The sequence below is a fragment of the Chryseobacterium caseinilyticum genome, from assembly GCF_014837145.1.
GTDB classification, from domain to species: Bacteria; Bacteroidota; Bacteroidia; order Flavobacteriales; family Weeksellaceae; genus Chryseobacterium; species Chryseobacterium caseinilyticum.
On sequence record NZ_JACYFS010000001.1, the window covers coordinates 1594723 to 1609905 of the forward strand.

General features: G+C 36.2%; 14 protein-coding genes and 2 tRNA genes. 2 read left to right on the forward strand and 14 right to left on the reverse strand.

The genetic code is table 11. The features are described from left to right. Positions 1-6 precede the first annotated feature (6 nt). Genes IC610_RS07675 through IC610_RS07720 form a run of 10 tightly spaced genes read right to left on the reverse strand, consistent with a single transcriptional unit; the run spans position 7 to position 10084 of the window. Positions 7-3138 carry a baseplate J/gp47 family protein gene (locus IC610_RS07675; protein WP_191736021.1) on the reverse strand — a complete coding sequence of 1044 codons (3132 nt, stop codon included), beginning with the start codon at positions 3136-3138 and terminating at the stop codon, positions 7-9. A gap of 9 nt (positions 3139-3147) precedes the next feature. After that, on the reverse strand, positions 3148-3561 hold the full coding sequence (locus IC610_RS07680; protein WP_191736023.1) for a GPW/gp25 family protein: 414 nt from the start codon (positions 3559-3561) through the stop codon (positions 3148-3150). 45 nt (positions 3562-3606) lie between these two features. Then, the gene (locus IC610_RS07685; protein ID WP_191736025.1) at positions 3607-3897 is read right to left on the reverse strand and encodes a PAAR domain-containing protein; all 291 of its coding nucleotides are present in this window, start codon (positions 3895-3897) and stop codon (positions 3607-3609) included. Between the two features lies 1 nt (position 3898). Next, positions 3899-5578 carry a phage baseplate assembly protein V gene (locus tag IC610_RS07690; RefSeq protein WP_191736027.1) on the reverse strand — a complete coding sequence of 560 codons (1680 nt, stop codon included), beginning with the start codon at positions 5576-5578 and terminating at the stop codon, positions 3899-3901. A gap of 7 nt (positions 5579-5585) precedes the next feature. Further along, complete coding sequence (locus IC610_RS07695) at positions 5586-6356, reverse strand: CIS tube protein (protein ID WP_191736028.1); 771 nt, start codon at positions 6354-6356, stop codon at positions 5586-5588. Continuing rightward, positions 6353-6532, reverse strand: a complete 180-nt coding sequence (locus IC610_RS07700; protein ID WP_191736031.1) for a DUF5908 family protein — start codon at positions 6530-6532, stop codon at positions 6353-6355. The genes IC610_RS07695 and IC610_RS07700 overlap by 4 nt, the downstream gene beginning before the upstream one ends. A 3-nt stretch (positions 6533-6535) precedes the next feature. Beyond that, positions 6536-6994, reverse strand: coding sequence for a phage tail protein (locus IC610_RS07705; protein WP_191736033.1), 459 nt, complete (start codon positions 6992-6994; stop codon positions 6536-6538). A 9-nt stretch (positions 6995-7003) separates the two neighbouring features. Beyond that, positions 7004-7441 (reverse strand): phage tail protein, encoded by a 438-nt coding sequence (locus IC610_RS07710; protein WP_191736035.1) that lies wholly within the window; start codon positions 7439-7441, stop codon positions 7004-7006. Between the two features lie 27 nt (positions 7442-7468). Then, a complete protein-coding gene (locus IC610_RS07715) occupies positions 7469-9397 on the reverse strand; it encodes a phage tail sheath family protein (protein WP_191736037.1) in 1929 nt (642 codons plus the stop codon). A gap of 21 nt (positions 9398-9418) precedes the next feature. Further along, positions 9419-10084 carry a Pvc16 family protein gene (locus IC610_RS07720; RefSeq protein ID WP_191736039.1) on the reverse strand — a complete coding sequence of 222 codons (666 nt, stop codon included), beginning with the start codon at positions 10082-10084 and terminating at the stop codon, positions 9419-9421. Positions 10085-10487: 403 nt separating this feature from the next. Between IC610_RS07720 and IC610_RS07725 the strand changes: the two genes are divergently transcribed. Continuing rightward, positions 10488-10562: transfer RNA gene (locus IC610_RS07725), tRNA-Pro, on the forward strand. Between the two features lie 32 nt (positions 10563-10594). Then, positions 10595-10668: transfer RNA gene (locus IC610_RS07730), tRNA-Arg, on the forward strand. Between the two features lie 446 nt (positions 10669-11114). On the opposite strand, the gene IC610_RS07735 is transcribed toward IC610_RS07730, so the two are convergent. The 4 genes from IC610_RS07735 to wecB are packed head-to-tail and all read right to left on the reverse strand — an operon-like array spanning position 11115 to position 15182. Then, positions 11115-12008, reverse strand: a complete 894-nt coding sequence (locus IC610_RS07735) for an NAD-dependent epimerase/dehydratase family protein (RefSeq protein ID WP_191736041.1) — start codon at positions 12006-12008, stop codon at positions 11115-11117. Next, entirely contained in the window at positions 12005-13216 is a 1212-nt protein-coding gene (locus IC610_RS07740) for a glycosyltransferase family 4 protein (RefSeq protein WP_191736043.1), read from the reverse strand. Before IC610_RS07740 ends, IC610_RS07735 begins: the two co-directional genes overlap by 4 nt. Next, entirely contained in the window at positions 13216-14076 is an 861-nt protein-coding gene (locus IC610_RS07745) for a dTDP-4-dehydrorhamnose reductase family protein (RefSeq protein ID WP_191736045.1), read from the reverse strand. The genes IC610_RS07740 and IC610_RS07745 overlap by 1 nt, the downstream gene beginning before the upstream one ends. Next, positions 14061-15182, reverse strand: a complete 1122-nt coding sequence (gene wecB / locus IC610_RS07750) for a non-hydrolyzing UDP-N-acetylglucosamine 2-epimerase (protein WP_191736047.1) — start codon at positions 15180-15182, stop codon at positions 14061-14063. The genes IC610_RS07745 and wecB overlap by 16 nt, the downstream gene beginning before the upstream one ends. Position 15183 lies beyond the last annotated feature (1 nt).

The following is a 15183-nucleotide window of genomic DNA, read 5'->3' on the forward strand; positions in this document are numbered from 1 at the left end:
TGTGTTTTAGATTTCCTGAATTTGATGCGTTTCTGTTGGGATAAACAAGCTGAAATCGGTTTGTGGAATCACTTTATTCAGATTTTTTACCGGATTTCCTTTCACTTCATAATCTTCATCTAAAATAAATTGCACAACAGAAAAATCTGTGATGTAATCTACATAATACTGATTGTCAATAAGTTTAATCAATGATGAAAATTCAATATTCTGAGCAAAATCGGCATTTTCAAGCTCAAAAGCCCAGGGAGAGAGAAATTCGTTGATTGTTTTCATCAATTCCTTTTTATAAACCGTGCTATCTGTCCCCGGATTTTTATGAAATTTAACTTTAAAATTCAGTTCAACTCTTTCAGCTCTCGGAGGTTTTACGATAATTTTTGCATGAGGCGAACTTATTTTTGTCAGAAACTCTTTGATCTGCTGCATTTTGTTGATACTTAAAAGCGGTTTCCAGTTGATATTTTCTGTTGCTGAAGATTTTGCCACAGGAATTATCGTCACAAAACCCGCGGAAACATTGGATAATTCTGAATCATATCTGTAGTGATTCAACGTTTTCACACGGTAGATTTCAGGAAATTGCTGGAGCAAAATGTGCTCGTAATCCCATGAAGTAACCGCACGGTTTTTATGTCTGAGCCTTTCACTGGTTCTTGTGTACAGCGTTTTGTCTTCCTCTTTCAACCTTCCTCCAAATGAAGAATAAGGCTGATTAATTTTCTTGATTCCGTTGATGACTTTAGAACTTTTGCTGATGGTTTCTTTAGGAGTAATTTCTGTAAAAACTGTTCCTTTATTTTCAAAATCTATCAAAACCGCTTTGAAAACCTGATGATGAACACCCAAAATTCTGCAGACCGCCCGAATATCTGAAACCGAAATTCTGATCCAAAATAAACCTTCGATAAGAACAGTATTTTTAGGATTAAATTCGGGAACTGTTATCGCAATAATTCCGCTTTGACTGAGAGTATAAGTTTCGTCTGCAAGGGAGTTTTCATTAAATTTCTCCCATTTATTTTCAGATAAAAATTCCCAATTAATTTTCGAAGGTGGCAACTGAGGATTTGCCGTACCTTCTTCAAGCTGAATTAGAAAACTTAGACTGTCTTTTGGAACTGCATTTTCAAAACCCAAGTAGATAAACCCTTCCAAATTAACGAGTTTTGTAAATTTCAAAACCTCATCAACAATTTTTCTATATCCAAATGGTTGTGTGATAAAAATTTCTGTTGACGAAGCAGAATTGGTTTTCAAATCAATAATTTCTTTTGCTGAATAATTGAAAGTCAAATTTTTAATTCTTGGTTTGTAAGGCAAAACAGCAGTTGCTCCAGCCGCAACTGTTTTGCTCGCCAAAACATAATCCTGCATGTATTTTTCTGCAGAATAATCGGAATGGTTTAATTCAATTCTCAACTTTTCAGAGCCTCCAATTTCTTTAAAATTATATTCTTTTGCCTCGAAATGATTGGTCGTCGCTGAAAAACTATCTGAATGATTTTCCCGCCCACTATCGTCCTGTTGGAAGATTATCACTTTATCGTTAAGCCAGACAAAAGCGTTGGAGTCTTTGTCGGTTTCGGCAATAAACTGAGCCACCGCGTTTTTTTTCATGAAAAACTCGTTCGAGCTGATGGTCATTCCATTTCCGTTTTTCGGAAATTCACTGAAGGGATAAAAAGGTTTTTTGGAACTGATGCTTCCAAAATCTGAATCTATATCAAAAGAAGTAAATTTTTCAACGCTTACTTCCAAATCAATCTCAGAAACAGAAGTGATTATATTTTTGTTTTTCGGGACAATTTTCAAAACAGGAAAAATAGTACTGACTTTTAAATCCTGATGAATTTTTTGATCGAAAGGCACGATTGAATTTTCGGTATCAGAAATCACAATTTTTATAAAAGTTTCAGTAGTATTAGTTGATTTCTTTTCAGTGTAAAGATCATTCAGCTGGATGATTTTTTTCTCGCCTGTGATGTAAAAATTAAAATCGTCATGCTTGAAATTTTGCTTATTGAAACGGAGAAATACCGTTCTTTCACCACTTTGTAAAAACAAAAGCGGACTCGCAATTAAAATTCCCTGTATGAATTCTTCACAGTCTGTCCGGAAAGCATCGAAACTTTTGCCAGCTCCATTAATTTTGATGAGATTTTCTGATCTATAAAATTTTTCATCTTCTAAATAATAAGATGAAAATTGATTTAATTTAATCTGGTTTAAAACCTGATCGTTGATTGAGGCGTAATATTTTTTTTCTCCCAAAGTATTTTTACCGGCAGGAAAAATGGTGTTTTTGGGTAATAGGAATTTCTGATTTTTTTGTGCTTCGACAGTCAGATAAACCGAATCAGGTTTAGCATTTTGATTTTCTGTCCGGATGACATCTTTGTAGTAGAAATCGAGATGTTTCTTAGTAAACTCATTCAATTTGTCTTTCGCAACATCCATCAGTTTTAAAAATGACAGGAAAAGTGCATAATGCGGATGATGGCTGTCATAATGATTCAACTGATTTTCAACCGCTGATTCTGCATATTTTTTCCAGCTTGAAAGAAGACCGAAAAACTGCTGAAGTTTTCTTGTATAAAACGGATTTTTCAGATAATTTTCAATTTCAAAATGAGGTTCAGCACTTTTAATATTGATCTCGTTGGTCAAATTCTGCAACTGATTGACAATAATTAACAGACTTCCGATTAAATTTTCTTTAATGCTGATTTCATTATCCAAACCATTCATTTTTTTTGAAATTTTGATTAGGTTTTCAGTAAAAACAATGAAATAATCTTTTAAGATCTGAAGCTGATTTGCAGGATTTGTACTTAAATAGATTTCTTTTTCTGCTTTTCTGTAATCGTTTTGAAGAACTTCAATATTCCATTTTGCAACGCTGATGATAACTGAAGTAGATTCGTTTTCAAAAAACGCTGTCCAATTGCCTTCTTCAATATTATTTTCATCATAAAATTTCACATATTCTGAAAGCTTCTGCACAAACAAAATGTAATCTTCTGCCGTTCTTTCATCAATAAGAAAAAAGTCCGGCAAAAGCACAGGGTTAAGCCTTTCGCCGTGCGTAGTGCCGTTTCCCTGATGAATTAAGATTGAAGATGAACAGTTTTCCATGATGCTGGTTTATGGTTTTACAAACGTACCTTCTTTGATGTAGTACGGAAATACAAAGTTCTTTCTGGAATTGGTTGCCCGAATTCTGTATGTAATTTCAATATTGATCTGTCCATCGTTATTATTTTCATTAAAAAAATCAACTTCCAGCAAATCAACTCGAGGCTCGTATTTCAGAATGGCGTTGGTAATAATTCCTTTTATTTTAGTCAGCAATGTGATGGTAATATTATCGTATAGCATTGACGTTAAATCACAACCGAAATCTGAATGCATCACTCTTTCTTTCAGCTCTGTAGAAAGCAGAATCTGCAGACTCTGGAAAATATCTTCTTCGTCTGAAACGGTTTTTACCGTACCCTGAATTTTGCTGAAAGTTGGCGGAAAAGACCATCCCACCCCAAGAAAAGTTTTTGGCTTCATGATTATCGTTTTTGAGCTAATAGTTTTTATTTTTCTGATGAAATATTATCCACCAATATTCACAGTTGGGCATCCTAAAATGACCACCCCACCGTGTGCTGTGCTGTCTCCTACTCTTACAGCTGATTTACCGCCGATCATTACCGTTGCTGAACCTTTAATCAGTGAATCTGGCGGGCCTGTGCAAATGCAACTATCCCCTACCACCGCAGCTGGTATCCCGCCGATCATTACTGTTAAATTCCCACCGGGAAGAATCGGACCGCCAACGTGTGGAACTGTTCCGCTGACCATCGGGCAGGTGTGCATGTCTGTTGCTCTGGCTGCTAATCCCATTTCAATTGATATTAATGACTGAACCTTTTAAATTCATCACTCCTGAAGCATTGGCTTCGACCTGAAGACCCTCGATTTTTATATTTCCGGTGGCTTTCAGATTTAAATCTTTACTACTCTCGATGGTAATTCCCTGATTATCCATCACGATTTTGTTGTTGTTTTCATCCTGCATTGTGATTCCTTTCAAGTCGTCGCTTATTGTAATTTTATTTCCCTTTTTTGTAGAAATTTCGATACTTTTTTTATCATCATCCAACTTTATTTTTGTGCCTTCTTTTGTCGTAAATCCTTTGATAAAATTATCCTGAGTAACCGCTTCGGGCATTGGTTTATTGCTGCTGTACAGACTTCCCAAAATCACCGGTGTGTCCGGATTATTTCCGATGCATCCTACGATAACCTCATCGCCAACATCGGGAATAAAAATACTTCCCATGTCTTTTGAAGCATTCAAAGTAGCCAGTCTGGCCCAAACTCCCTCGCCATTTTCTGATAACACTGGAATTCTGACTTTAATTCTGAATTGGCCGTCAGGATCTTCAATATCAGTAACAATGCCGATCTGCATTCCGTTGACAGAGTTTGATTGTCCCATTTCCGCCTGAACGTTATTAACTCCTGAAGTTGTATTTTGTGTAAATGATCTCTCATTTTCCAGCCCGAAAGTGAACTCAGTTTTCCAACACCCGTTTTCGATAATATGTTCTTCAGCCGTGATGAGCAGTTCTTTTTCATCAATTTCCGGATTCACCTTATTTAAAACCAGATAGTCTCCGATTTTGGCTTCAAGATTTCCGAAAGTATTTACTTTTCCGTTTATGGAAGCAATATGACTTTTGACGATGATCGCATCTGCAATCCTTTGAAGCGTTTCGGGACGAAGATTCGTTTCGCTGATTCTGATAGTATGCGGATTTTCTTCGGCATCCTGCTCAGATGAAACTTCACTTACTTCCTGATTATCGCTGTCCCAATGCTGAATCTTTACCGATGACCTTCTCACTTCGGGATCAACTTTACCGTTGAAAGCGAAAATATTAATTCCGTTTTCTGCTCTGTAACGAATTTCTTTTTCTCCGCTGTTGATATCAACACAGTTGAACTCAGCATTTCGTAAAACTACCGGCATTCCGACAGAATCTAAAAAACCAACGAGATAATCCCAAGGCGAAGTCGTTCTGTTGTGGGTAATGTGCTCGCGTCCCCAATTCTGTCCTGAAAGATTGCTGTCTAAAGATAAATTACTGGTATAATTTGTTAGCTTATCTTCAAAATTTTCGGTATCATTCTGGTCAGCATTTGAAGTCTGTAATAGATTGAGCGCAATATCTTTACATTCAATTTTCGCGACAACATTATTGTTCTGATGTTGAATATCCAATGATCTGATAACGCCTTTGAACAGCGTTTTCATTTCATTTTGCGAAGCAATTTTTACTTCTATTGACCTTGGTGTAGAGGTTCTCGGTCGGTTTAGCGTTTGCAGAGGTGAATTGCTTCCTTCTTTAAAATCTTCTTCTGCACAGAGAAATGTAAACTTGGCAAAAGGGATTTTATTCATTTCAAAATGCACTTTTCCTTCAGACAAAAAATTATCCAGTCCTTTATTTTCGCCATCAATAAAGAATTCAAGCTTGAGTAAGGTTTCATCGGGATAAAAAGGTCTGATGTCCGACATTTATACATTATTTTATGGGTGGAAATTCTATTTTCTGACCTAAATCCAGTTTTCTGAAAGTCAGCATTCTATTGTTTCGGGCGACGTCGATGTAATAATTCTCATTATGATAAATATCTTCTGCAAGCAAGGCAAGGCTGTCATTCATTTTTGCAGTTCGCAGATGTGTCAAGTCGGGAGAATTTTTATTTTCCTGAGCAATCATTATTTTGTAATCAACCGTTCCTTTAAAAACACATTTTACTTTGGCTCTGATAGGTCTTCCGTCTTTTCTGAAAAGTGTATATTCTATCTCCATACTCTTTAGACGACAATCTAAATTGTAACCGCCCCACAGAATTCTCAGAAATGCGGTTTGATGGGTTTCTCCGTTATAACCCATTAACAGTTTTCTGAACTCTTCCACTTCCTTTTCAACCGTTTTTACCTCGGCAAAAGGTTTAATCATCGCAGGTTTGATAGAATTTTCAACATCGGAAATGGTATCAAAAAGCGAAACTTCCCCTTTCCCATCTTTAATTTTGCCTGGCGGAATTACTCCGGAACTGTCAAATAAAAATTCAAAATTTACTTCCTCACCCTCAATTCTGTTGAATCTGAGGTCAGATCCGGATGTTCCGATGGCTTGTCCTTCACAAAAATCAACATTGTGTTTCAGCGAATACTTTTCAGGATTCAGCTGAACGTAAATCGTTTTTTGCGGCGGCTCGGTATATTCTTTGGTTGGAAAAACCTCAATCCGCATTTTATCGATAATACCTAATAAACCTGAAATCATCGCTGTGAATTTTCTTTAATTTTTTCGAGTACTTTCTGTATACATTCGTTTACAATTTCCTGTTTCATCTCCTTAAACTCAGTTGAATTTATTTTAGGAAGCTGATTGGAATTATTTCTGTTCTGCGGGTCGCTGATATTTATTTTTATTTTCAGCTCTTTTATTTCTATTGACATAATTTATAACCCCGGAACAGGTATTTCTTTGAAAAAATTGTATCTCAATGTCATGGTTTCAATCACGATCTTGCTTTCTTCAGCATTGAAATCAGCAATTTCATAACTCAACGGGATGGCATGCGAAACATACCACACTTTTACAGGATCTCCATTTTCGTTGAGTAATGAAACAGTAAGGTTTGCAGGAGAAAAAATAAAATCTTCCAATGCCTGTGAACACCACATTGATATTCCCGACAGATCTGAACCTAAGCCTCTTTTCAAAACCAAATCCTGATAGCCGGATCTTGTCGGAAGACTATGTTTAAATCTGTTCTGACCTCCTTCCACTACAGACTCCGTGTCCATCGTTACTTTTAATCCGGAAACGGACTGAAATTTAGTGTCCACAGAGAACTGCGGAACCAGCTCAAAGACCACCGAAAAATGAAAACCTAATATAAAATTGTTATCAGGCATGGCAAAATATTAGGTGTATTCTACACTGAAGCCGTGATTGGCAATTTCTACCGTATCGATTGCGGCTTCGTTGGCATCCGCTTTCATATCGGTGCATTTCAGCGAAACGATAAAGCAGTCTTTCACAAACCAAACCACTTTAGGCTCGTGATTTTCGTCTAAAAGTGAGATGGTAATCGACCTTCTTTCCACGGTATTCATTGCAACGGTATTATACCATTCATAAAACTCATTATCGCCTTCAAAAACGCCTCTTTTGAGCGTGATATTACTTAATTTCTGTAATCCAGGCATTTTCTTTTTAAAGAATTCGGGACTTGAGCCCACACGATGTTCAATGACATCCATTTCTTTGTTAAGGCCTGAAACTTCTGTAAATGCTATTTTGCTGCCGCCCCAGTCTACACTGAAATGAAACTTCGGAAGCGGAAAATCTCTGTTTGCCATAGCTGTAGTTTTTATGGTTATTTAGTTTTATGATCTTTGCTGCATTTGTTTAAACTCAAGAATAATAAATTCTGCAGGTCTTGACGGTGCATAGCCAATCTTTACAATCATCCTTCCTTCCAGAATATCCTGCGCAGACATGGTTTGATTTAAGCCAACAGAAACGAAAAACGCGTGTTCCGGTTTTCCACCTGCCAATGCACCGTCATTCCATAATGTGGTAAGATAATTATCAATCATACCTTTTACGCTGACCCAGGTTCGGGCAACATTCGGCTCAAAAACAAACTGCATACAGGCTTTTTTTACAGATTCTTCAATCATGATGGCCAATCTGCGAACATTGATGTACCGCCAGTCATTGCTATTACCAGCAAGCGTTCTTCCGCCCCAAACTATAAACCCTTTTCCTGTGAATTTGCGGATAGCGTTGACGGATTTTCCGGTTTCGTGGATGTTCATATCTTCCTGCTCAGCATCATTGATATCGTCAGAAAGACCTACAATACTGTTTAAACTTACATTTGCAGGAGCTTTCCACACTCCTCTCGCTGCATCTGTTCTGGAATAAATTCCTGCCATCGCACCAGAAGGCGGTATGGTATTCATCGATTGATTGAGCTTGTTGATTACGGAAGAATATAACGGTAACTGAGAGATTAGATCATTTTCAATCTTTAACTCGTATTCTGATGATTTCTGCAGCTGTGCGTTGATTGTATTGACAATCATCGTGTGCAATTTATCCAATTCTTTTCCTATTTTTCCATAGTGAGCTGCGTCGTCTGCTCCATCGGGGTTTGAGGTTAATTTTTTAGCATAAGGATTTACAGCCGATGCCGCGAAATCTGTTGCCGGAGCTTTCTTCCAATCGGCATCACTGAAGGTGTTATCGAGTGTAGCATCCATTACCGGAGTGTAGGTAATTGTACTTAAACCGTCAAATTTTGTTTCAAAATCGAAAAGATTCTGAGCTAACGGTTTAAGGCTGATTTTAACGCTGTCTGAAGTATAACTTTCAAAATCTGAATTTGTTAATACAGAAGGATTTTTAAGAACACCCAATAAATTCCAGCATTTTGAAACATAGGCATTCACGTCAGCTTCATTGGCGACTGCCGTTGCAGGTTTTGTTTTGTCTGTACTTAAAGCTTCCCAAGCTGTAGTTAAAGAATTAACGTCTGTAGTTAAGGCTTCAAAATTATTGATGTTGGTTAATGAACCCGGATACTGCATCTTAAAATCAATTCCATTACCCTGGATATCTGAAAATCTGAAATTTTTCGGAACACTTGAAATCAAATTCGGGTAGTAAGCCGCACCATATTTTAATGAAGAATTACCAATGGCATCTCTGAAATCTGCCAAATCAGTTGTCATGCCATCTTTTTGAATAACATCCAGAATCACAAAACGATCCATCAGCTTTTCGCATTGCATCATTGCCTGTTTCTGAATATTTCCCAAGCTTGTTTTTGGGTTGGAGCCTTCAACATTTACTGCATCCGGAAACAAAATCAGAGTGGGTTCATCAAAATTTTCCAGAAGCTGAATTCCTTTTTTGGGAGAATTTCCATAAAAATCGTTTTCAGAAATCGTGTTTACAGCTGCACCATTGTTATATTTTCCAACGGAAACGATGTAGCAAACGCCACCGCCATTTTCATAAAACAGTTTTAAACTATTATACAGCTGAAATTTGCTTTCCTCTGCTTTGGACTGGTCTGAAGGCATTCCGTTTTCATCTAAAACCACACTGATACTTTTAGGAGCAGGTGCACCGCCGAAAGTATGTTCAAATTCCATAAAAGACTGAATTCTCGTAGGAATCGCCGGACCTTTCTCTGTATAACCTAAAAATGCCGGTATCGCTGTAGCTACCTGAGCTACCGAAGGTGGGAATGCATCAATCTCATTGATATAGACTCCCGGTGTTTTGATAGAACTTAGATTCATGGTAGATTATTGTTTTTGTTTTTATTGTTGTCCCTGAAATTCTCCAGACTCAATTTCGCCTGACAGATTATTTTTATCATTTTCCCAAAGATTTATTCGTACTTTGGTAATTGTGTTTTCTTCGGAAACTGTAGATTCCTGTATCGTGCAAAGTCTCATTTTATAAAGCACAGACGGCATATATTTGGAGCCGAGATAAGACCACATCTGGTTGAGCTGTTCTGTACTTAAGCTTACCATTTCCATAGTAACTGTTTGATAATTTTCTTTTTCTGACTCACTTTTCTGACTAAAACTCTCTAAAGTAATGAGTTCGGTATCGTCATTTTTATAATGGAAAGAGTTGTGCTGCTGAAAATAGACTAAAATATTGTTGAGCTTATCGATTCCGTCGAGATATTTGTTCATTACTTTATTATAAGAAGCAAACATTAATGATAAGACGAAATATTGTGTTGGATTTTTAAATCTTGAAATTTGATCTGGATTTTCTGTATCCTTAAAATACACCGTTTGATTTTTCATCGTACGGTCTTCTTCGATATTGACTATGGACAGAATAATTGGCGAAGTGGTGTCAAAAAATTCATCGCCATCATTCAATGTTGAAATATTTACAGTTTCAATCATAGAGCCGACGGGATCTACTAATTTGCATAGTAATTCTATCAGTTTTCTGAGATTCATGGTTTTGTTTTATAAAGTAAAGTTACTCATTTTCTGATACATACCATCCGTAAAATCACTATTTTCGCTACCGTATTTTCACGGTCTCCAAAGTGTGAAATTATAAAATAACTGAAAACACTTTAGTAGAAAGGTTTTCAAAAGAAAATATATTTTTCAAAAAATTCACAAATATGTTTTAAAATATATCATGATAACAAAACATTAATGAAAATTGTTCAAAACTAGATTTTAAGGAAAGGCTGTAAGCATATTCAGATAAATGATGGCGCCAAATACGCGTGAAATCCCTTTTTTGCAATTAATTTAAAATTAATTGTCATTTTATTTTTAAATTAGAAAAAATATTCTATCTTTGCACCCACAAAAAACAAGGTAATTCTTGTTTTAGATGACCTTCAATCGGGGCGTAGCGTAGTCCGGTCATCGCGCCTGGTTTGGGACCAGGAGGTCGCAGGTTCGAATCCTGCCGCCCCGACTGTTTTAGATAATTTTCACAAAATTACAAATGGGTGCGTAGCTCAGCTGGATAGAGCATCTGCCTTCTAAGCAGACGGTCTCAGGTTCGAATCCTGACGCGCTCACTTCAGAGAAATCAGATATGATTTCTCTTTTTTTGTGGAAAATTGCCAAAAACTCAGCCGAATATAGCATCCCGATTTATCGGAACTGTTACAGGTCCGAATCCTGATGTGCAATATAATTTCTTCTCTTTTTTCGTGAAGTAAAAACTTAGAAACTCTAACCTGACAGAGATTTAATTAAAAAATCACATTCGAATATTGCTGAAAAACTTTAGAGAAATTAAAACATTTATCTTCCATTTAATCACCATTTACGTTGATCTTTTTGAATTTTACAGGTTTAAAAGACAGCATTTTTTCCCCTACTACAATTTGCTAAAAAAGCGGATGAACTATTCAAACCACTCGATAATATGGAGCATTAGAGAAATTGGCTATAAAATAGAAATCTTACATATTCGAACAGAAAGTCGAATAGACGCCATCTAACTCTATTTGAATATACTTTAATTTATAAAACTCTTGATTGTTTTTTCGAGACCATTTTCTGCTTTCAGCGGAAGATTTTTGATTCCTAAAGCAGATTTTATTTTCTTATTTGAAACTACATAAGATTCTGTAAGTTTTTTTAACCTTTCAGAATTCAAAGGTAATTTTAATTTATCACCTAATGATGCTGTTTTTTCTATCAGACTTTTGGAGATATTCCAAAGTTTCGGCTTCTTCCCAACCACTGAATTGATTACAGTAATCAGTTCGTTGGTTGAGAGACTTTCATCATCTGCAAAATTATAGATTCCTGAGGGAATATTTTTATTTTTAAGGATTTCAAGTATCAAATAATTTAAATTATCAATACTCAAAAATGATCTTTGGTTGTGAAAAGCCGCTAAGGGCCAGTGAATGCCTTTTTGTACAACTTTATACAGTAGATTAAGGTTGCCTTTGTTTCCCGGTCCGTGAATCATACAAGGGCGAATAATGAATAATCTTTTTCCTTCAGGTAAAGTCTGATATAGCAAATAATTTTCGGCTTCCAACTTAGATTTACCATAGGACGTTTTTGGATTTGAAATATGATTTTCATCTAAAATTCCATCAATTGTGTCAGCAGTTGCTTTCACAGAACTGAAATAGAAAAAATCTTCCGCATCAGACTTTAAAAACTGATCAAAAAGCTGAACCGTCAAATCTCTGTTGATTTTAAAATATTCGTTTTCTTCTGAAGTATTGGAAGTGTCGTGAGCTTTTCCTGCAAGATGAATAACAGCATCTGCGTCAACAGGGAAAGCCCAGCTGTTTCTGAGAGAAAGCCCTTTTACCTCAAAAGAGTTTTCCAATAAATATTTTGAAAGGTTTTGCCCTACAAATCCTGTAATTCCTGTGATGGTTATTTTCATACTGTGCCTTCTAAAATTAAAATAAGCTTATCTAAAAGCATTTCACGTTCAAATTCTTTCTTGTAGTAAGCCAAAGCATTTTTCCCCATTTCTTTTCTGTCACTTTCTGAAATACTGTATATTTTGATGGCATTTTCTGCCAGTTCTGCGGCATTTTCTGCAGATGAAGCATATCCAGCATTTGCTTTCTCTACAATACTTGCACCTTCGCCGTCCAGTGAAGCTAAAACAGGTTTACCACAGGCGAGATAAGACTGAATTTTTGAAGGAATGGTGAGCGAAAAAATTTTATCTTTTTTAAGACTGGAAATCAATACATCACTGGCAGCAAAAAAGCCCGGCATATCTGCTGACGGATGAGCTCCCAGAAAATTGACTGCATCCCCAAGATGATTATCATTTACAAACTGCTCAAGCTGATGGCGCTGTCTGCCATCACCCAGAAAAACCCATTTTATATCTGAAAAACCTCTTTCTTTCACTATGATCGCTGCCTTCAAAACGGTGAGAAGACTTTGTGCTTCTCCTAAGTTCCCTGCAAAGGTGATACAAAATCCTGATGGCATTTTATCTGTAAACTCCGGCGTTGGTGCTACAGGTCTGTAAAAACTCTCGGTAGAATTAGGATAAAATATAATCTTATCAGGATCGGTTTTTTGATTGATTATATAATTTTTAAAGCCTTGAGACTGCACTAATACCTTTTCAGCATTTTTATAAATGATCTGTGTAATTTTATGAAAAAAACCAAGAATATATTTATTGTTGATGCCACCCGCTGCGGTAAGACTTTCCGGCCACAAATCCTGTACCCAGAAATAATAAGGAATCTTAAGCTTTTTTGAAGCTATCATCGCAGGGATTCCTACCGTGATTGGTGATGGCATATAAACGAATATACAATCAAATTTGCCTTCAATTGACTTAGCTTTCAGACTTCCGAAAAAAACAAAGGAAAAATAGTTGATCATTAATCTGATTCCGCCATTACCCCTTGAAAAAATTTTGCTTCTGTGAATTTTAATATCATTCCAAACCTCGTCCTTTGTTCCTAAAAAAGAATAGCCTTCAAAAAATCTTCCTGTAGGATAATTGGGAATTGCAGTGAGAACTTCTATGTGATGTCCTCTCTCTTTAAGCCCCAGACATATATCATTAATCTTAAAATTCTCAGGCCAAAAATACTGAGAGATAACTAAAATCCTCATTAATAGCTGTATAAATTTCTGTGTTCCATCATCCATAAATACTGCTCCTGCAGCATTTTTTCGTAATCGGGTACACTGTATGGTAAAACTAAGGATTTTTTTAAGGATTTATCTACTTTTTTTTCGTCATAAGGCAAAATTACAGTATTATTTTTCTCCCAAATCACTTTAAATAATGAAATTAAATCATATTTATTGATTGGAATTCCATTGGTAAGATGTGCCAAACCACTCTGCTCATTCTGGATAAAGTACTCAACAGCTTTTGCCAGTTCTAAAGTGGTAACACCGCTCCAGATGGCGGATGTATAACCTTTTATCTCACCGGTTTGATTCATAAACCAATGAAAAAGACCAATTCCATTCTTGTTCAGTTCGGGGCCAATGATTGATGTACGCAAAGTGAGATCTTTTTTATTTTCTATTTCTCCCAAAGCTTTTGACTGGGCATAGAATCCTTCGCCATCTTTCACATCGTTTTCGGCGTAATTTCCTTTTTTTCCGTTAAAAACACAATCTGTGCTAATGTGAAAAATCCTGGTATCTGAATTTGCAGTAATCTGTTCTAAAAAATGTGGGAAATAACTGTTGTACCAGATGGCTTTTGCAGGATGGTCTTCAGCATCTTTATTTAAAATACCGATGCAGTTGATAACCACGTCAAAATTATTGTCTTTGATAATTTTCTCCAAATTCGTTGTATCTGAAACATCTAAAGCTATCAGATTTTTGTCTTCAGCAACATTTCTGGCAATTCCGAAGACTTCCAAACAGGAATTTTTTGTCAGATAATTGTAGATTACATGACCCGCCATTCCTTTAATGCCTAAAACAAGAATTTTTTTTATTTTTTGTTCCATATTACTTTATCAACAATGGAAGAATAGCTTTGTATAGCTTTTATTACACGATCTGATGTGTTGGTAACTTCATATTCGAAGGGAAGACTGATTTTAGGATCAAAAAGTCCTTTTGAAATTTCGATGGCATTGAGCATCTGGTCTTTTGAGATACCTCCTAAAACAATTGTACCTGCATCTATAGCTTCCGGTCTTTCGGTACTTGTGCGGATACTGATAGCAGGAAATCCCATCATCGCAGATTCTTCACTGATTGTTCCACTGTCTGAAAGCACAATAAACGATTTGCTCTGCAGTTTTACATAATCAAAAAAACCAAGCGGTGCTACATTTTTAACCAAAGGATGAAACTGAATTTTATTCTTTTCAATTCGGTTTTTAGTACGCGGATGCGTTGAAAAAATAACAGGCATCTGGTATTTTTCTGCCACAGCGTTGATAGATTCAGCCAATATTTCAAAATGATTGTCGAGATCAATATTTTCTTCGCGGTGTGCGCTTACTACGATAAACTTATCTTCGTTTAAAGATAACTGCTCTACGACATTGCTGTTTTCAATTTTATCTGCGTATTTGTTTAAAACTTCCTTTAATGGTGAACCCGTAACGAATACATGATCTTTCCTGAAACCTTCGCTCAGCAGATATCTTCTGCTGTTTTCTGTATAGGTAAGATTAATATCACTGATATGGTCTGATATTTTTCTGTTAGTTTCTTCCGGAACATTTTGATCAAAACACCTGTTTCCTGCTTCCATGTGGAAGATTGGGATTTTTAATCTTTTAGCGGCAATGGTACTTAAAACGCTGTTTGTATCGCCCAAAACCAAAAGTGCATCCGGTTTTTCCTGAGCTAAAATTTCGAAGGATTTTGAAATTACATTTCCAATCGTTTCGCCCAGATGGCTTCCTGCAACATTCAGAAAGTAGTCTGGTTTTCTTAATTCAAGATCTTCAAAAAATATTTCGTTGAGTTCGTAGTCATAATTTTGACCTGTGTGAATCAAAATGTGATCAAAATAAACATCACATTTTTTTATGCATTCTGCAAGACGAATGATTTCGGGTCTGGTTCCGAGAATCGTTGCTACTTTCAGTTTCTTCATT